Here is a 16,850-nt window from a genome sequence, read left to right as displayed (position 1 = left end):
TTTTTTGGCGAGGCCGCGCGGCGGCACCCCGCTGACGCCGGTACACAATCGCGGGCAGAGGACCGCATGCCCACACCATTCCATCTCGCACAGCACCCCCACCGGGCGATGCTGCACAACGAAATCCATGCCCGCCCGCCCGAGGCCATGGCAGCACCGCTGGCGATTGCGCACATCGTCATGCTGGCCGATGCGGCCGGGCGCGAGGCGAGCCGGGCGCATGTGGCGGCCCTTTTGCGCGACCACCACATGGCCCTGCCTGACGCGCACACCACCCACCTGCGCATGGACCTGGGCGGCTTTCGCCTGCGGTGGGAGCTGCATACCGAATTTGTGAGCTGGACCTTCATGGTCCCCACCCCGGCGGACGCCTTTGGGGAGCAGCGGGAGCCCACCAGCGCTGTGGAGGCCGTGCCCCACGAGTGGCTGGGTGCCCTGCCGGGGCACTGCCTGTGCAGCCTGAACCTGTGGGTGCTGCCCACGCACAGCTTCGGCTCGGGATCGCTGGTCAAGCACGTGCTGCATGAGGACACCCTGGTCGCCTCGACCGTGGCCGACGGGCACGGCGAGGTGTACACCGACTTTGCGATCCATGCGGACGGCTTCTCGCGCATGGTGCTGTTGGCCGGCGGCATGACGCCGCGCCGCCTGGGCCGGCTGGTTCAGCGCCTGCTCGAGATCGAAACCTACCGCATGGCCGCGCTGCTGGGACTGCCCGCGGCGCGCGAAGCCGCCAGCGTGCTGGCCTTTGCCGAGCGCGAACTGGCGGAGCTGGCCGACGCCATCCGCACCGCCAACCGCGACGCCGAGCCTGTGCTGCTGGACCGCCTGACCCGCCTGGCGGGACAGGTGGAAAGCCAGTACGCGGCCACCCATTCGCGATTTTCGGCCAGCAGTGCGTACTTTGAACTGCTGGACCGCCGCATCGAGGACATCGCCGAATCGCGCCTGGCGGGCATGCAGACGATCCGCGAGTTCATGGACCGGCGCCTGACGCCCGCACGCAGCACCTGCGAGTGGGCCACGCGGCGGCAGGATGCGCTGTCGCAGCGGGTCTCGCGCATGAGCAACCTGCTGCGCACGCGGGTGGAGATCGAGCAGCAGCAAAGCAGCCAGGCACTGCTGACGACCATGAACCACCGCCAGGACCTGCAACTGAAGATGCAGTCCACGGTGGAAGGCCTCTCGGTGGCGGCCATCACGTACTACATCGTGGGCCTGGTGAGCTACCTCGCCAAGGGGGCGCAAAAACTCGGCTGGCCGTTGTCGGCCGAGACCACGGCGGCGATTGCCATCCCGGTGGTGGCGCTCGGCGTGTGGTGGTCTCTGCGGCGATTGCACCACCGGGTGTTTCGCAAGCACGGCTGAGCGGAGACGCCCTGAACGCGGGCGTCGCTATCCACTTTGCGTGCGGCGCCAGAAGGTACCGCCATCAGCATGAATGCACACGTTGTTGATGCGACGGTGTGGCGCGGCGGCCCTGGCTGATCTGCCGTGCCTGTGCGTGTGCCTGTGCATTCGTATGCGCATGCGGCAGGTGGTCTAGGCCATGTACAGCACGGTGGGGACCTACCGGAATGTGTGAACGCTACGGTCGACCCGAGCGGTCTGGCATCGCGCCAGCGCACTGCAAGCCCGAAGGCACCGGCCCATAATGGCCCGATGCCATTCAGCTACACCACCCCCTATGCCAGCACCCGCTTGCCGGTGTTCGCGCGCAACATCGTTTCCACCTCGCACCCGCTGGCCGCGCAGGCCGGCTTGCGCATACTGCAGCAGGGCGGCAACGCGGTCGATGCCGCCGTGGCTGCAGCCGCTGCCATGACGATCTGCGAGCCCGTGAGCAATGGATTGGGCAGCGACGCCTTCTGCATCCTGTGGGACGGCAAGGCCTTGCACGGGCTCAACGCGTCGGGCCGCGCGCCGCAGGCCTGGACGCCCGAATACTTTCACGGCCGCTATGGTGCTGGCCAGGCCTCGCCACCCCGGCGCGGGATGGATGCCGTCACGGTGCCGGGCGCCGTCAGCGCCTGGGTGGCCCTGTCGGAGCGCTTTGGCAAGCTGCCTTTTGCCGACCTGATGGAGCCCGCGGCCGAGATTGCCGAGCGGGGCTATCTGGTGCCTGTGGTGGTGCAGCAAAAGTGGGAAGCCGCAGTGCCCGAGCTGCAGTCCCAGCCAGGCTTTGCAGAGAGCTTCATGCCCTGGGGCCGAGCGCCGAACGTGGGTGAGTTGTTCCAGTTCCCAGCCGCCGCCCGGGGCCTGCGCGCCATCGGCGCCACGCGCGGCCAGGCGTTCTATACCGGCGAAATCGCCCAGGCGCTGGTGGCTTTTTCCAGGGCCCAGGGCGGCAGCCTCACGCTCGAAGACCTGGCGGCCCATCGGCCCGAATGGGTGACCCCCATCGCGCGCAACTACCGCGGCTACACCCTGCACGAGATTCCGCCCAACGGGCAGGGCATCGCGGCGCTGATCGCGCTGGGCATCCTGGACCAGTTTGATGTGGCCTCGCTGCCCGTCGATAGTGCGGCGTCCCAGCATCTCCAGATCGAAGCAATGAAGCTCGCGTTTGCCGATGTGTACCGCTACGTGGCCGAGCCATCGTCCATGGAGGTGACACCCGCGCAAATGCTCGATGACGCGTACCTGGCGTCCCGTGCCAAACTGATCGACATGAGCAAGGCGCAGGATTTCGGGGCAGGCAATCCGGTGAAGGGCGGCACGATCTATCTGACCGCAGCCGATGAAAACGGCATGATGGTCAGCTTCATTCAGAGCAACTACATGGGCTTTGGCTCCGGGTGTGTAGAGCCCACCTTCGGCATCAGCCTGCAAAACCGCGGCCAGGCGTTCAGCACCGATCCCCGGGGGGCCAACCGTGCCAATCTGGTGGCCCCAGGCAAGCGGCCGTTTCACACCATCATCCCTGCCTTCCTCACACAAAACGGCCAGCCGGTGATGAGCTACGGCGTGATGGGCGCCAACATGCAGCCGCAGGGCCACATGCAAACCCTGGTGCGCATGCTCGACTACGGCCAGAACCCCCAAGCTGCCTGTGATGCGCCGCGCTGGCGCTTCAATGAAGGGCTGTCTATCAATGTCGAGGCCGCCATGCCCGCGGCCACGGTGCAGGGCCTGCAGGGGCTGGGGCACCACATGGACGTGATCCAGGATTCTTACCAGGACTTTGGCGCCGGCCAGTTCATCTGGCGCATGGGCGACCCCAAGGTGCACGGCTACGTGGCCGCCAGCGATCCGCGCCGCGATGGCCAGGTCGCAGGCTATTGATGGCAAAGGATTTGAATAAAAAGTGGCCCCACCGCAATCTGTACAAGCGCAAGCAGCTACAAAAAACGTAGCAAGCGGTCTTTTGCTGGCTTTGCTCGGCTCCATCGCATTCAGCGGCAAGGCCATCATCGTCAAGCTGGCCTACCGCCATGGGGTCGACGCGGTCACGCTCATCATGTACCGCATGCTGTTTGCGCTGCCCATCTTTGCCGTGATGGCCTGGTGGGCCAGCCGCGGCAAGCCTCCTTTGAGCCGCAAGGACTGGCTGGGGGTGCTGGGCCTGGGGGTCACGGGCTACTACCTCGCCAGCTTTCTGGACTTTGCCGGCCTGGCCTACATCAGCGCCAGCCTCGAGCGGCTGATCCTGTACCTCAACCCCACGCTGGTGGTGATGTTGGGCTGGGTGTTGTACCGGCGTGGCATCCACTGGGGCCAGGCCGTGGGGATGCTGATCAGCTATTGCGGCGTGGTGCTGGTGTTCGGGCACGAGGCCACCCTGCAGGGCTCCGATGCGGCCTGGGGGGCGCTGTTGGTGTTCCTGAGCGCCGTGAGCTATGCCATCTATCTGGTCTACAGCGGTGAGCTGGTGCGCAGGCTGGGGGCGCTGCGGCTGGTGGGGCTGGCCACCACGGTGGCGTGCCTGTGCTGCCTGCTGCAGTTTGTGGTCCTGCGCCCCTTTAGCGCCGCAGTGGTCGCGCCCGAGGTGATCTGGCTGTCGGTGCTCAACGCCACGCTGTGCACGGCCGCGCCGGTGTTGATGGTGATGATGGCGATCGAGCGCGTGGGCGCGGGCCTGACGGCTCAGACCGGCATGGTGGGGCCGCTGTCCACCATCTTGATGGGCGTGTGGATCTTGGGCGAGCCCTTCACCCTGTGGGTGGCCGCGGGCACGGCGCTGGTGATCGTGGGGATCTTTGTGTTCACGCGCATGGCGCGTGCTGCGCCGACCTGAACGGCAGACATGAGGGGCCGGCCGCTTCCACCGGCGGCTGAGGTCCAGGAAGCGCAAGCGCCTAAGCGCAGAGCAACGCGGCCCCTTGGTGACGCAGCGTTGCCGCGCGCGCTGCCTCACGCCGCGGGCCACTCTACGACCCCGAAAAGATCTGGAACAGGTTCTAGGAAGCCTTCTTCTTCGACGGCACCGGTGCCGGCTTGCGCGCGGGCGTGGCGCCGTTCGCTGGCGGGCTCGTCCCCGCGGCCGGGGCGGCAGCGCTGGCGGGCTTGCCGTTGATGCGCTGGGCCACGGTCACCGGGGCGGCGCCCGTGAAGGCGTCCAGGTGCTTGCCCATGCCCACCTCCAGTTGTTCCAGGCGCGCCTGGGCTGGGGGATGTGTCGCCAGCGCCAGCGTGAACATGGGGTTGTCGGGCGCTGCAGTGCGCAGCTGCTGCAACACAGCCACCAAACCATAGGGGTCGAACCCTGCGCGCGTGGCCAGCGCCACGCCCTTGAGGTCGGCCTCGTATTCATCAGACTGATCCAGCCCGCGCGCATACAGATTGCGCCCCAGCGCCAGGAACTGCGACGCCACCATGTTGCCCACGGCGTTGGTCTTGATCTGCGACGCGAGAAGCTGCGTGAGCATGCCCGACTGCGCGGTCTTGCGCATGGCCAGCAGGTGGTGCTTGGCGGTGACGTGCGTGATCTCGTGCGCCAGAATGCCGGCCAGCTCGGCCTCGTCGGCACAGCGGTCGATGAGGCCCTTGGTCACAAACACATACCCGCCGGGCGCGGCAAACGCGTTGTAGCCGGCGTCATCGAGCACCACAAACGTCCAGGGCAGCGTGGGCCGGTCGGACTGCAGGCTGATCCAGCGCCCCAGCTGGTTGACATACCGCTGCAGCGCCATGTCGGGGTGCAGCGGCTTGCTGCCCAGCAGCACCGCGGCCAGTTGCCGGCCAATGGCGATTTCGCGCGGCTCGTCAATGCTTTCGACCGAGCGGCTCAGCATGCCCAGCAGGTCTTCGCCTTGCGCGGCATTGGTGTTGCCGCCGCCGCCCGTGATGGCGTTGAGGATGTTCAGCATGCCCTGGGTCTGGCCGGTGGCAGGCGCGAGCGTCAGCACGAGGGCAGCGGCGGCAGTGGCCAGCAAACGCGTGCTGGCAAGGCGGGTGGATAGTCGCATGGCGGCGCTCCTCAGTTCGGGCTGAAGTTGGGGTCAGACGGATTGGCCGATGAGCCCGTGGCCCCGCCGCTGCCGCTCGAAGTGGGCCGGGCCGGCGCCACCAGCGGCGGCACGGTGCGCGGCTGCAGCGATGCCGTCGTGGCGAACTGCCGCGCCTGGTCCGCATTCATCCGCAGGCCCTCGGCCTGGCCGACGGCCGCGGGGTTGGGCTGGGCGTTGGCGATGTCTTCTGCCCCGAGGCCGCGGATGCCCACGGTGGAGGTCGCGGTGGTCGTGGGGCCGCTGTTGCCGCCGAACAGCCCGCCCAGGCCCCGCAGGCCGCTGGTGGCCGCGTTGTTGCTGGGGACGGCCGAGCCAGTCTGCGGGCCCAGGTCGAACATGTGCACCCAGCCCGTGGCGCCCTGGGGCGTGCTCACCTTGGTCCAGGCGCCCTTGCGCTCGTTGCTGCGCGTGACCACTGCGTTGGCCTCCAGCGGTGCCACGCTGGCGCCGGTGTCTGCCGGGGTGTCGCGCAACTGGGTAGCACGTTTGACCACGGCCGCCTCTTGAGCGTGGGCGATGCCCGTCGTCAAGCCGAGAAATATGGAAGCCAGCCAAATGGCAAGGGCTCCTTGGTGCAAGCGGTTCATGGCGGTGCTCTCCCTTTATGATTTCCCGGCGCTATATGTATCAGTGTGCAACCAGGGGATTGTTATGGATTTGGGTATCGCAGGCAAATGGGCGCTCGTGTGCGGCGCGAGCAAGGGTTTGGGTTACGGCAGCGCGCTGGCCCTTGTGCGCGAGGGCGTCAACGTCGTCATCAACGCACGCAATGCAGAGGCTTTGCAGCAGGCTGCTGCACAATTGATAGCTGAAAGTGCAATGTATTCAAGCGCTGGCGGCCAAAATGGTTCAAAACCACAGGTGCTGGCCGTTGCTGCCGACATCACCACGGCTGCCGGGCGCGATGCGGTGTTTGCCGCGGCCGGTGGCCCGGGGCGTGACTTCGACATCGTCGTCACCAACGCAGGCGGCCCGCCCACCGGCGACTTCCGCGACTGGGACCGCGATGCGTGGATCAAGGCAGTGGACGCCAACATGCTGACCCCTATCGAGCTCATCCGCGCCACGGTGGACGGCATGGCCGCCCGGGGCTTTGGCCGCATCGTCAACATCACCTCCAGCGCGGTGAAGGCGCCCATCGACATCCTGGGCTTGTCCAACGGCGCGCGCAGCGGGCTCACGGGTTTTGTGGCGGGCGTTTCGCGCAGCAAGATCGCTGCGCGCGGCGTGACCATCAACAACCTGTTGCCGGGCAAATTCGATACCGACCGCTTGGCCGCCACCGTCACTGCGGCCGCGGGCAAGGCCGGCAAAAGCGTGGACGAAGTGCGCCAGGCGCAGCAGGCGCAGATTCCCGCGGGGCGCTATGGCACGGCACAGGAGTTCGGCGCCATCTGCGCGTTTTTGTGCAGCCAGCAGGCGGGTTACATGACGGGGCAGAACGTGCTGGCCGACGGGGGCGCGTACGCCGGGACTTTCTGATCCTGGAGGGCGGGGTGGCGGCGCGGTCGCCGCCCTTGCCGGGGACCGCGCAAATTATTCAGTTGCCAACGGCGCGATCTCGTGGCATTTTGCCGACAGCTTTCCTGCCAGGTGGAAAAACTTGGTAAAGAATGGGGCCCCTGCACTCAACGAAAGTCCGGACCATGAACCCCCGCATTCACCCTCCGGTTTGTGTCGCAGGTCGCCGCGGTTTCTACTGCGCGACGGGCATGAGCGGCGGGTTTTACCCGGCGCGGGGCCTGAAGCTTCGGTCTACGATGCCCTCTTTACTTGCTTACGGGTGACAGTACCCCGTTGCCATGCAGCCAACGCCCACTCTGATCTCGCGCTCTCGCCTTCGCACCCGCCAGCGCATCGCGGCGCTGTGCGTCGCCGCGGCGGCGCTTTGTGGGTTGCCCTACGCCGCAGCCCAGCAAACCGGCACCACCCCGGCAGCGCCTGCCGCCCCTTACAAGCTGCGCATCGTGGGGGGGCTTGCGGGCATCAACCAATACGTCCGGCAGGAAGAGCCCTTCTGGAGCAAGGAGCTGCTGCGCATCAGCGGTGGCCGGTTTGACGCGGACATCGTGCCGTTTGACCGCGCCGGCGTGCCCGGTGCCGAGATGCTGCGCCTGCTGCAACTGGGCGTGGTGCCGTTTGGCACGACGCTCATGAGCTCCTTCACTGCCCAGTACCCCGAGTACACCGCGCCCGACCTGGCGGGGCTCAATCCCGACATCGCCACGCTCAAGTCCACGCTGGGTGCCTTCCGGCCCTACCTGGAAAAAGCTCTGCGCGAGCAGCACGGCATCGAAGCGTTGGCGGTGTACGTCTACCCCGCCCAGGTGGTGTACTGCAAGAAGCCGCTGCGCATGCTGTCCGACCTGTCGGGCCGGCGCACACGCGTGTCATCGTCCACGCAGGCAGACTTCGTCAGCGCGCTGGGCGGCGTGCCGGTGCTGACCGGGTTTGCGCAGATCGTGCCCAGCCTCACGGCGGGCAACACCGAATGCGCCATCACCGGCACCATGTCAGGCAACACGCTGGGTCTGCCGTCCATCACCACCCATGTCCACGCCATGCCGGTGACCTGGGGCCTGGCCATCTTTGGTGCCAACCAGGCCGCGTGGGAGGCCCTGCCGCCCGACCTGCGGGCCCTGCTGCGCCGCGAGCTGCCAAGGCTGGAGACCGCCATCTGGGAGGAGTCCGAACGCGAGACCTTGGACGGCATGGCCTGCAACCGCGGCGCTGCCGCGTGTGTGGGGGGCCGCAAGGGCAGCATGGTGGTGGTGCCTTCGTCGTCGCAGGATGAGCGCAGCCGCCAGGAGATTCTTGCCTCGACGGTATTGCCGCGCTGGGTGCAGCGCTGCGGGGCGCGGTGCGCCCAGGTGTGGAACCAGACGATCGGCCCCGTTCGCGGCCTGGCGGCAGCCCCCGCGAAATGAACGAGGGCAACACGCCGCTGCGCATCAAGGCCGCTGTCTGGGCCGGCGCGGCGGTGTTCTCGGCGGCGGTGGTGCTGGTTTCCGCTGCGCTGGTCTGGAATGCGCGCGAGGTGGCGCAGGCCGACAACGAAGCCCAGGCCACCCGCTTTGTGGCAGGCGCTGAGGCGGCGCTCAACCGGTCGCTGCTGGCGGTCGATGTGCTGCTGGCCAGCATGGACGAGCTGCTGGGCCTGTCGGGCGCACAGGGCGACTGGATTGACCCCAATCTTGCCAGCCAGCGCCTGCGCAGTTCTGCCCGGCAGAACCTGATGGTGCGCTACGTGGCGCTGCTCGATGCAAACGGCAAGACCATGGGGTCGTCCGACGCCGCAGGCAGTGCGCTGCCGGTGCAATTGCCCCCGGGCTTTCTGGGCTCGGTGCTGGAGCAACCCGTCTCCACCCTGATGATCAGCCCGCCGGTGGTGAGCTTTGCCACTGCCGACCGCGTGCTCTACTTCGCCCGCCATTTGCGCATGGCCGACAGCACCCGCGTGGTGGCCGTGGCCGAAGTCCCTGTCAACGCGCTGAGTTCGGTGCTGGTCCAGGGCGTGGACATCAGCGGCCTGCAGGTCACGCTGGAACGCGCAGCCGGGCAGTTGCTGCTCAGTGTGCCCAGCCGCGAAGAGGCCGCCACCATCACGTTGGCCCCCCCGTTGCACGAGCTGACCACGCTGGGCCAGCAGTGGCAGGCGCCGGCGCGGCTGAGCGGCGAACCCGCCCTGTTGGTCTACCGCCCCATCCTCTACCAGGACCTGCGCATCTCCGCCAGCATCCCGCTGCGCGACGCGCTGGCGGGCTGGCGCGACCAGCGCAACGCCATCGCCCTCACCGGGCTGCTGTTCTTGGCGATGATCGTTGCCGCGGGTCTGCTGGCGCTGCGCTATTTGCACCGCCTTGCCCAGGCGCGCATGGCCATTGCGCAGTCCAAGGCCACGCTCGACCAGGCGCTGGAGTCCATGGTCAGTGGGTTCTTGCTGCTCGACGGCGAGCAACGCGTGGTGCAGTGGAACAGCCGCTTTGAAGAAATCTTTCCGTGGTTGCGCGTCGCCATGGCGCCCGGTGTGCCGTTTCGGCGGGTGATGGAAGAAACCTCCCGCCACCACCTGCCGCGTGCGAGCGAAGACGAGCGCATGCGCTGGGTGGAGCAGCGGCTGCTCCAGCAAAAGCAGCACCAGGATCCGCACGAACAGGTGCTGCCCAACGGCCGCACGATCCAGATCACCGAACGCTTCACGCCCGATGGCGGACTCGTCATCACCTACCACGACGTGACCGCCCTGCGCCGCGCCAGCGCCGAGATCGAGAGCCTTGCGTTCTACGACCCGCTGACCAACCTGCCCAACCGCCGCCTGCTGATGGACCGCATGCAGCAGGTCATTGCCGCCAGCACGCGCAGCGGGCAATACGGCGCGCTGCTTTTTCTCGACCTCGACCACTTCAAGACCCTGAACGACACGTTGGGCCACGAGGTGGGCGACATGCTGCTGCGCCAGGTGGCCGAGCGGCTGAAGACCTGCGTGCGCCGCGAGGACACCGTGGCGCGCCTGGGGGGCGACGAGTTTGTGGTCATGCTGCACGAGCTGTCGCTGCACAGCGAGGAGGCCGCCGCCCACGCGCGCCGCGTGGGCGAAAAGATCCTGCGCACGCTCAACGCGCCGTATTCGCTGGGCGGCCACACGCACCACAGCACGCCCAGCATTGGCGCCACGCTGATGGGCGGCGCGCTGCAGCCCTCGGTCGATCTGCTCAAGCAGGCCGACATCGCGATGTACCAGGTCAAATCGCAGGGGCGCAATGCGCTGTGTTTTTTCGACCCCCAGATGCAGATCGCCATCAGCGCCCGGGCGCAGCTGGAGGCCGACCTGCAGACCGCGCTGATGGCGGGGCAGTTTGTTCTGTACTACCAGCCCCAGTTCCACCTGGACGGCCGCATCGTGGGCGCCGAGGCGCTGATCCGCTGGCAGCACCCCGAGCGTGGGCTGGTGGCGCCCGGCGGCTTCATCCGCGTGGCCGAAGAGAGCGAGCTCATCGTGCCCATTGGCCATTGGGTGCTGCGCACCGCGTGCGAGCAGCTCGCCGCGTGGGCCAACGATCCGCGCTACCGGCATGTGCAGTTGTCGGTCAACGTGAGCGCCCGGCAGTTCCGCCAACGCGACTTCGTGGCCCGCGTGGTCGAGGTGCTGCGCGAAACCGGCGCGCGGCCGCACCTGCTCAAGCTCGAGCTCACCGAATCGCTGGTGCTCGACGACGTGGACGACACCATCGCCAAGATGGGCCTGCTCAAGACCAAGGGCGTGCGTTTTTCAGTGGACGACTTCGGCACTGGCTACTCGTCGCTGGCCTACCTGACGCGGCTGCCGATCGACCAGCTCAAGATCGACCAGTCCTTCGTGCGCAACCTGGGGGTGCGCCACACCGACGATGTGATCGTGCAGACCATCATCGGCATGGCCCGCAACCTGGAGCTCGACGTGATCGCCGAGGGGGTGGAGACCGCCGCGCAGAAGGCCTTGCTGGCGGACTATGGCTGCCAGCTCTTCCAGGGGTATCTGCTCGCCATGCCCAATCCGGTGGCCGATCTGGAAGCGCTGCTGCGCAGTGCGGCGGGCGACGCGCCTGTGCATGCCACCTTGCCAGGCGCCCTGTCGGAGCGCTGAGCCATCGCGCGGCGCTGTGCATGCCCTGGGCTGCGGCCCGTGCACTGACGGCCAACGGCGCGTGCCGGGAATTCCATTGCAAACCAAGGACTGCCCCATGACATCGTGGACGCCCCTGTCGGCCAGTGCTTTGACCTGGCGTTGCTGCGCGGCGGCTGTTGTGCTCGCCTGCAGCGCGGTCGCTGCTGAACCGGTAACCGTCAAGACACCCAGCGGCACGCTGCGGCTCGACACACCTGCGGACTACACCGCCCTGAGCGAAGAGGAGCTGCAAACCAAGTTTGGCCGCCATGGCCGCAGGCCGCTGGCGGCCTGGGGCAACGCCAGGCGCAGCAGCACGGTGGCGGTGACCTGGTCGCGCATGGCGCAAAGGCCCCTGACCCCTGCGCAATTGCCCGAGTTCAAGACCGCGATGGAAACCACCTTGCCCCAGCTCACGCCGGGCATGGTGCTGCGGGATTCATCGCTGGTGGGCATTGCCGAGCACCGCTGGGTGCGCATGGACAGCACGGCCCCGGCGGTGGACACAGAGATCCGCAACCTCATGTACCTGACCAGCCTGGGCGGTCACATGGTGGGCGTGAACTACAACGCCACCGTGGCGGACTTTGCGCAGCAGGAAGCCGGTTTCAACGCCTCGGCCGAGACGCTGCGCGTGCAGGAGTAGGAAGGCGAGCATACGGAGCACGGCGCACTCCGCCGTGGTGTCCGCTCACCGTAGAGCCATGGCTACTTCCTTGACGACACCACAATCCCGCCCACGATCAGCGCAAACGCCACCCCGTGGAACAGCTGCGGAGTCTCGCCCAAAAACGCGGCCGACAAGATGCCCGCAAACAGTGGCGTGAGGTTCACAAAAAAGCCTGCCACCGCAGGCCCCGCGCGCTGCACGCCCACGCCCCAGAAGCGATAGGCCAGCACGGCGGGCCCCACGGCAATGAACACCAGCGCTGCCACCAGCGGCCAGCCCCAGTCCACGTGCGTATGGCCCGTGGCCCATTCCACGCCGGCAAAGCTGCCCGACCAGGCCAGGCCGAACACCATTTGCGCCATCAAGAACGCCGCCCAGTCGCCCCGGATGCGGGTGGGCTCGCTGGTTCGCGACAGCAGCCAGCTGTAGAACGCCCACGACACGGTGGCCAGCAGCATGAACAGGTCGCCCGGCACCAGCCTGAAGGCCAGCAGCTGCGCCCATTCGCCGCGGCTGAGCACCAGCAGCACGCCGCACATCGACAGCAAGGCGCCCAGCAGCTGGCGCCGCGTGACGGCCGCCCCAAAGAACAGCGCGCCCACGCCCAGCATCCACACCGGCATGCTGGAGCCCACCAGCGTGGCATTGATGGGCGTGGATGTTTGCAGCGCCATGTACTGCAGCGCGTTGTACAGGCCGATGCCCAGCAGCCCCAGCAGCGCATAACGGCGCCAGTGGGGCCACAGCGGGCTGTCTTTGCGCAGCACGCCGTGCGCCAGCGGCAGCAGGATGCCGAAGGCCAGCACCCAGCGGATGAAATTGAGGGCAGCGGGAGAAATCAGCTCGTGTACCAGCCGCCCCACCACGGCATTGCCGGCCCACAGCAGCGGCGGTATTACCAGGATCGCCGCCGTGCCGGGCGTGAGTTTTTGTGTCATGGGCCTGCACTGTAACGGTGCGCTCGCGGTGGCGCTGTGCGGCGGCGCAAGGCCCTTGCTTCACCCCGGTCAGGCGGACGACGCGTTCGCACGATTCGTGGCAGGATGGCCGCCGTCATCGCACCCACATCTTTTGAGGAGAGCCTTTTCATGAGCCTTGCCGTCCAGATCCGCCAGCACGGTGGTCCCGAAGAACTTGCGTTGGTCGATGTGGCCGTGGGCGAGCCCGGCCCCGGCGAGATCCGCATCCGCCACCACGCCATCGGCCTGAATTTCATCGACGTGTACCACCGCACCGGCCTGTACCCGCTCAACATGCCCGCCACCATCGGCATGGAAGCCGCGGGTGTGGTCGAAGCGGTGGGCGAGGGTGTCACGCACCTGAAGGCGGGCGACCGCGCCGCCTACGCCAGCCAGCCACCGGGCGCCTATTGCGAGGTCCGCGTGATGCCCGCCAAGTGCGTGTGCAAGCTGCCCGACGCCATCAGCTTTGAGACCGGCGCGGCCATGATGCTCAAGGGCCTGACGGCGCAGTACCTGCTCAAGAAAACACTGCCCGTGGAGGGCCTGCAGCCGGGCGACCACGTGCTGTTCCATGCGGCCGCAGGGGGCGTGGGGCTGATCGCCACGCAGTGGGCCAAGGCGCTGGGCCTGGCGCTCATCGCCACCGCGGGCTCGGATGCCAAGTGCCAGCTGGCGCTGGCCAACGGCGCCGCACACGCCATCAACTATCAACAGGAGGACTTCACCGCGCGCGTGAAGGAGATCACGGGCGGCAAAGGCGTGAAGGTGGTGTACGACTCGGTGGGCAAGGACACCTGGGACAAATCGCTCGATTGCCTGCGGCCGTTTGGCCTGATGGCGAGCTTTGGCAATGCCTCGGGCCCGGTGCCGCCGTTTGCGCCCGGCTCGCTGGGTGCCAAGGGCTCGATTTATGTCACGCGCCAGACGCTGTTCAGCCACATTGCCACGCGCGAGAGCACGCAGGCCATGGCGGACGACCTGTTTGCCGTGGTGGCCAGCGGGCAAGTCAAGATCCACATCGACCAGCGCTACCCGCTGGCCGAGGTGCAGCAGGCGCACCGCGACCTGGAAGCGCGCAAGACCACCGGCTCCACCATCCTCACGCTGTGAACGCGGTCATGCAAAACCCCGCGTTCGACCAGTGGCTGGCGGGCGCCCGGCACGAAGCGCAACGCCCGCCGGCCCAGCCGCGCCAGCCTCTGGTGGTGGCCGGGCAGGTGATCGGGTCGGTGGCAGAAGGTTTTTTGCATCAAATAAGCCTCCAGCGCTTGTTGGATAAGCGCTATTCGCTATCAATTAAGGAGCATGACGATGCGCCCGCCTGGTGGCTGCAAGCCCCGCCGGGCAGTGCCACGGACGCCCTCAACTCCCTGGCGGCCGCGTTACGCGACGAGAGCCTGTGCGGCCCGTGGCGCGATGAGCAATTGGCCGTGTGCAACGCCGCGGGCGAGGTGGTGGCCACGGTAGAGCGCGGCGCTGTGCGCGTGCTGGGCATCACCACCCGCGCCGTGCACCTGGTGGGCCTGGCGCCCGATGGCCGCATGTGGGTGCAAAAGCGGTCGATGCAAAAGCCCAACAACCCCGGCCTGTGGGACACGCTGATGGGCGGCATGGTGTCGGCCGCCGATTCGCTGCCCGAGGCGCTCGCGCGCGAGACCTGGGAAGAGGCCGGGCTGCGCATCAGTGATCTGCACCACGTCACCCGCGGCGGGCACGTCGACTTCGGCCGCCCCAGCCGCGAGGGCGGTGGCGTGGGCTACATGCTCGAGCGCATCGACTGGTTCAGCGCCGAAGTGCCCGAGGGCATGGAGCCTTGCAACCAGGACGGCGAGGTGGAGCGGTTTGACCTGCTGCCGATCCCTGAGGTGCGCGAGCAGGTGGCACAAGGCCAGTTCACGCTGGAAGCCGGGCTGGTGATTGCAGGGTTTCTGGGGCTGTGACCTTGTTTTAGTCGCTGCGAAAGTACTGTCGAAGCGGATGTCGGAGCGACTGTCTGAACGACTGTGCCCAAGCTGCCTGGATCTGCTCGGAGCAATCTTTTGCTGTTTGCTATAAAAATAATAGCTGCTAGCGCTTATACATCAAGCGCTAGAGGCCAAAAACACCTCAAAACCTGAAGCGCAGAGTCCCGGCCTCAGGGCTGGTCGACCATGGCACGCAGTCGGTTGGGTGCCAGGGCGCCGGCCGATTCGAGGATCGGGTAGGCCACCGAGCACAGCAGCGAGTTGATGCGCTTGAGCTCGCTGATCAAGTCGATGTGCAGCGAGCTGGTCTCGATGCTCTGCACCGTGTTGTCGGACAGCCGCGCCAGGTGGGTGACCGAATACGCATGCTCCAGGTCGCGGAAGCGGGCTTTCTCTTCGAGCAGCTTTTGCGCATCGCGCACGCTGCCGTTCAGAAACACGCTCATCGCCAGCCGCAGGTTGTCGATCAGGCGCGCGTGCAGTTCATTGATCTCTTCCATGCCGGCTTCAGAGAACTGGCGGCCCTTCTTGATCTTCTTGTCCTCGATGTCGATCAGCACGCGCTCGATGATGTCGCCGATCTGCTCCATGTTGATCGTGAAGCTGATGATGTCGGCCCAGCGGCGGCCTTCGCGCTCGTCCAGGGCCTCGCGCGAAATCTTGGTCATGTAGTACTTGATGGCCGAGTACAGGCCATCCACCTCGTCGTCGAGCTTGCGCAGGTCCTGGGCGAGCTGGAGGTTGTCCGTCTGGATCACCTTGTGCAGGCCCCGCAGCATGGATTCGACCACGTCGGCCTGGTGCAGCGCCTCGCGCGCGGCGCACGAGATGGCCAGCGACGGCGTGGCCAGGGCCGAAGGGTCCAGGTGCTGCGGGCGTGTGCCCGCGGCCTGGGCTTTTTCTTGCGGCAGCAGGCGCTGCACGGCGCGCGCCACGGTGCCCGTGAGGCCGATGCAGATGATGCCCACCACGAGGTTGAAGGCCAGGTGGAACAGCACGACCAGCGCCGCAATCTCCGGCACATACGGCCGCACATGCTGTAGCCACAGGCCGGTGAGCGGCGTCATGATGACCACGCCGATGATCTTGAAGAACAGGTTGCCCAGCGGCACCTGGCGCGTCTGCACGTTGGCCTTCATGGTGGTGAGCACGGCCAGCACGCCGCTGCCCAGGTTGGCGCCCAGCACCAGGCCCAGCGCCACGTCGGGCGGGATGCCGCCCGAGCCGGCCAGCGCTGCGGTCAGTAGCACGGTGGCTAGGCTTGAATAGGCCACGATGGCCAGCACCGCACCGGTGAAAATCTCCAGCAACAAATCGCTGGTGAGCGCCCCGAGCAGCGCACGCACGGTGGGCGACTGCGTGAGGACGATGGTCGATTCGGTGATAAGGCGCAGGGCCAGCAGCATGAGGCCCAGGCCGATGAGCACGCGGCCCACGCGGCCTGCGGCGGTGTCCTTGCGCGAGATGAAAAGCACCACGCCCGCAAAGATGAACAGCGGCGAGAGCCACGACAGGTCCATCGAGAACACCACGGCCATCACGCTGGTGCCCACGTCGGCGCCGAGCATCACGGCCAGCGCGGCGGGCAGGCCCACCAGCCCCTGGCCGACAAACGACGAGACGATGAGCGCGGTGGCCGTGCTCGACTGCACCACCGCGGTCACCCCGATGCCAGACAGCACGGCGGTGAAGCGGTTGCTGACGCTGTGGGCGATCAGCTGGCGCAAGTTGGCGCCAAACACACGCAGGATGCCGGTGCGCACCAGATGGGTGCCCCAGATCAGCAGCGATACCGCCGCCAACAAATTCAAGAGATGCTTCATGGAAAACCGTCGTTTCTTCTTCTAGGAGTCTGTCGGACTTGGAGCGTCGATTCGCGAAAATTGGGTCCAGCGAGGACAGTTTTTTGCCGGATTTGCAGCCCCATAGCCGAGCTATGGGGCAAAAAGACGGTGAAAAATGGACCGCTGGGGTCAATTTGCAGCCGACGATTCCAAGTCCGACAGACTCCTACGGGTGCGCGCAAAAGAGCATGCGCCGGGCCCACGGCAGATGCAAGGGCATCCAGCGTCCGTTTGACGGGTACTCAGGGGCGGCGTTTACATTTTGTGCCGGCAAGCGCTGGCAGATGGGTCTGCGTTGCCGGTTGCGCGACTGCCG

General features: G+C 66.9%; 13 protein-coding genes. 9 read left to right on the top strand and 4 right to left on the bottom strand.

Going from position 1 to position 16,850, the window contains the following annotated elements; all coding sequences use genetic code 11:
- Nucleotides 1-66 precede the first annotated feature (66 nt).
- From ACSQ3Q_RS18405 to ACSQ3Q_RS18395, 3 genes are all read left to right on the top strand, one after another.
- Entirely contained in the window at nucleotides 67-1,368 is a 1,302-nt protein-coding gene (locus ACSQ3Q_RS18405; RefSeq protein ID WP_436135774.1) for a DUF3422 family protein, read from the top strand.
- 294 nt (nucleotides 1,369-1,662) lie between these two features.
- Nucleotides 1,663-3,285, top strand: coding sequence for a gamma-glutamyltransferase family protein (locus ACSQ3Q_RS18400; protein ID WP_436135773.1), 1,623 nt, complete (start codon nucleotides 1,663-1,665; stop codon nucleotides 3,283-3,285).
- Between the two features lie 22 nt (nucleotides 3,286-3,307).
- Nucleotides 3,308-4,237 (top strand): DMT family transporter, encoded by a 930-nt coding sequence (locus ACSQ3Q_RS18395; protein WP_436135772.1) that lies wholly within the window; start codon nucleotides 3,308-3,310, stop codon nucleotides 4,235-4,237.
- Between the two features lie 163 nt (nucleotides 4,238-4,400).
- Here ACSQ3Q_RS18395 and ACSQ3Q_RS18390 read toward each other — a convergent pair whose 3' ends face one another.
- Nucleotides 4,401-5,408, bottom strand: coding sequence for a M48 family metalloprotease (locus ACSQ3Q_RS18390; protein WP_436135771.1), 1,008 nt, complete (start codon nucleotides 5,406-5,408; stop codon nucleotides 4,401-4,403).
- Between the two features lie 11 nt (nucleotides 5,409-5,419).
- Nucleotides 5,420-6,037, bottom strand: a complete 618-nt coding sequence (locus ACSQ3Q_RS18385) for an SH3 domain-containing protein (RefSeq protein ID WP_436135770.1) — start codon at nucleotides 6,035-6,037, stop codon at nucleotides 5,420-5,422.
- A gap of 64 nt (nucleotides 6,038-6,101) precedes the next feature.
- Here ACSQ3Q_RS18385 and ACSQ3Q_RS18380 point away from each other — a divergent pair, with 64 nt between their 5' ends.
- The 4 genes from ACSQ3Q_RS18380 (at nucleotide 6,102) to ACSQ3Q_RS18365 (ending at nucleotide 11,740) form a co-directional block, all read left to right on the top strand.
- Nucleotides 6,102-6,932: an SDR family oxidoreductase gene (locus tag ACSQ3Q_RS18380; RefSeq protein ID WP_436135769.1), complete on the top strand. Its 831-nt coding sequence runs from the start codon at nucleotides 6,102-6,104 to the stop codon at nucleotides 6,930-6,932.
- A 320-nt stretch (nucleotides 6,933-7,252) separates the two neighbouring features.
- A complete protein-coding gene (locus ACSQ3Q_RS18375; RefSeq protein ID WP_436135768.1) occupies nucleotides 7,253-8,377 on the top strand; it encodes a TRAP transporter substrate-binding protein in 1,125 nt (374 codons plus the stop codon).
- Nucleotides 8,374-11,073, top strand: coding sequence for a bifunctional diguanylate cyclase/phosphodiesterase (locus ACSQ3Q_RS18370; RefSeq protein WP_436135767.1), 2,700 nt, complete (start codon nucleotides 8,374-8,376; stop codon nucleotides 11,071-11,073). The genes ACSQ3Q_RS18375 and ACSQ3Q_RS18370 overlap by 4 nt, the downstream gene beginning before the upstream one ends.
- A gap of 97 nt (nucleotides 11,074-11,170) precedes the next feature.
- On the top strand, nucleotides 11,171-11,740 hold the full coding sequence (locus tag ACSQ3Q_RS18365; RefSeq protein WP_436135766.1) for a hypothetical protein: 570 nt from the start codon (nucleotides 11,171-11,173) through the stop codon (nucleotides 11,738-11,740).
- 62 nt (nucleotides 11,741-11,802) lie between these two features.
- Here the strand turns inward: ACSQ3Q_RS18365 and ACSQ3Q_RS18360 are convergent, their stop codons facing one another.
- On the bottom strand, nucleotides 11,803-12,702 hold the full coding sequence (locus tag ACSQ3Q_RS18360) for a DMT family transporter (protein WP_436135765.1): 900 nt from the start codon (nucleotides 12,700-12,702) through the stop codon (nucleotides 11,803-11,805).
- A gap of 150 nt (nucleotides 12,703-12,852) precedes the next feature.
- Between ACSQ3Q_RS18360 and ACSQ3Q_RS18355 the strand changes: the two genes are divergently transcribed.
- Entirely contained in the window at nucleotides 12,853-13,836 is a 984-nt protein-coding gene (locus ACSQ3Q_RS18355) for a quinone oxidoreductase family protein (protein ID WP_436135764.1), read from the top strand.
- 8 nt (nucleotides 13,837-13,844) lie between these two features.
- A complete protein-coding gene (locus tag ACSQ3Q_RS18350; RefSeq protein WP_436135763.1) occupies nucleotides 13,845-14,666 on the top strand; it encodes an NUDIX domain-containing protein in 822 nt (273 codons plus the stop codon).
- A 194-nt stretch (nucleotides 14,667-14,860) separates the two neighbouring features.
- Here the strand turns inward: ACSQ3Q_RS18350 and ACSQ3Q_RS18345 are convergent, their stop codons facing one another.
- Nucleotides 14,861-16,513, bottom strand: coding sequence for a Na/Pi cotransporter family protein (locus tag ACSQ3Q_RS18345; protein WP_436135762.1), 1,653 nt, complete (start codon nucleotides 16,511-16,513; stop codon nucleotides 14,861-14,863).
- Nucleotides 16,514-16,850 lie beyond the last annotated feature (337 nt).

Source organism: Acidovorax sp. LjRoot129, assembly GCF_964253765.1.
GTDB lineage: Bacteria > Pseudomonadota > Gammaproteobacteria > Burkholderiales > Burkholderiaceae_C > Acidovorax.
Note: the sequence above shows the minus strand (reverse complement) of the source record. Positions and strands in the feature narration are given on the sequence as shown.

Coding starts and splice junctions, on each gene's coding strand:
- ACSQ3Q_RS18365 (WP_436135766.1), top strand. CDS start 11,171: ATGACATCGTGGACGCCCCTGTCGGCCAGTGCTTTGACCTGGCGTTGC.
- ACSQ3Q_RS18385 (WP_436135770.1), bottom strand. CDS start 6,037: ATGAACCGCTTGCACCAAGGAGCCCTTGCCATTTGGCTGGCTTCCATA.
- ACSQ3Q_RS18345 (WP_436135762.1), bottom strand. CDS start 16,513: ATGAAGCATCTCTTGAATTTGTTGGCGGCGGTATCGCTGCTGATCTGG.
- ACSQ3Q_RS18400 (WP_436135773.1), top strand. CDS start 1,663: ATGCCATTCAGCTACACCACCCCCTATGCCAGCACCCGCTTGCCGGTG.
- ACSQ3Q_RS18370 (WP_436135767.1), top strand. CDS start 8,374: ATGAACGAGGGCAACACGCCGCTGCGCATCAAGGCCGCTGTCTGGGCC.
- ACSQ3Q_RS18360 (WP_436135765.1), bottom strand. CDS start 12,702: ATGACACAAAAACTCACGCCCGGCACGGCGGCGATCCTGGTAATACCG.
- ACSQ3Q_RS18380 (WP_436135769.1), top strand. CDS start 6,102: ATGGATTTGGGTATCGCAGGCAAATGGGCGCTCGTGTGCGGCGCGAGC.
- ACSQ3Q_RS18350 (WP_436135763.1), top strand. CDS start 13,845: ATGCAAAACCCCGCGTTCGACCAGTGGCTGGCGGGCGCCCGGCACGAA.
- ACSQ3Q_RS18375 (WP_436135768.1), top strand. CDS start 7,253: ATGCAGCCAACGCCCACTCTGATCTCGCGCTCTCGCCTTCGCACCCGC.
- ACSQ3Q_RS18405 (WP_436135774.1), top strand. CDS start 67: ATGCCCACACCATTCCATCTCGCACAGCACCCCCACCGGGCGATGCTG.
- ACSQ3Q_RS18355 (WP_436135764.1), top strand. CDS start 12,853: ATGAGCCTTGCCGTCCAGATCCGCCAGCACGGTGGTCCCGAAGAACTT.
- ACSQ3Q_RS18390 (WP_436135771.1), bottom strand. CDS start 5,408: ATGCGACTATCCACCCGCCTTGCCAGCACGCGTTTGCTGGCCACTGCC.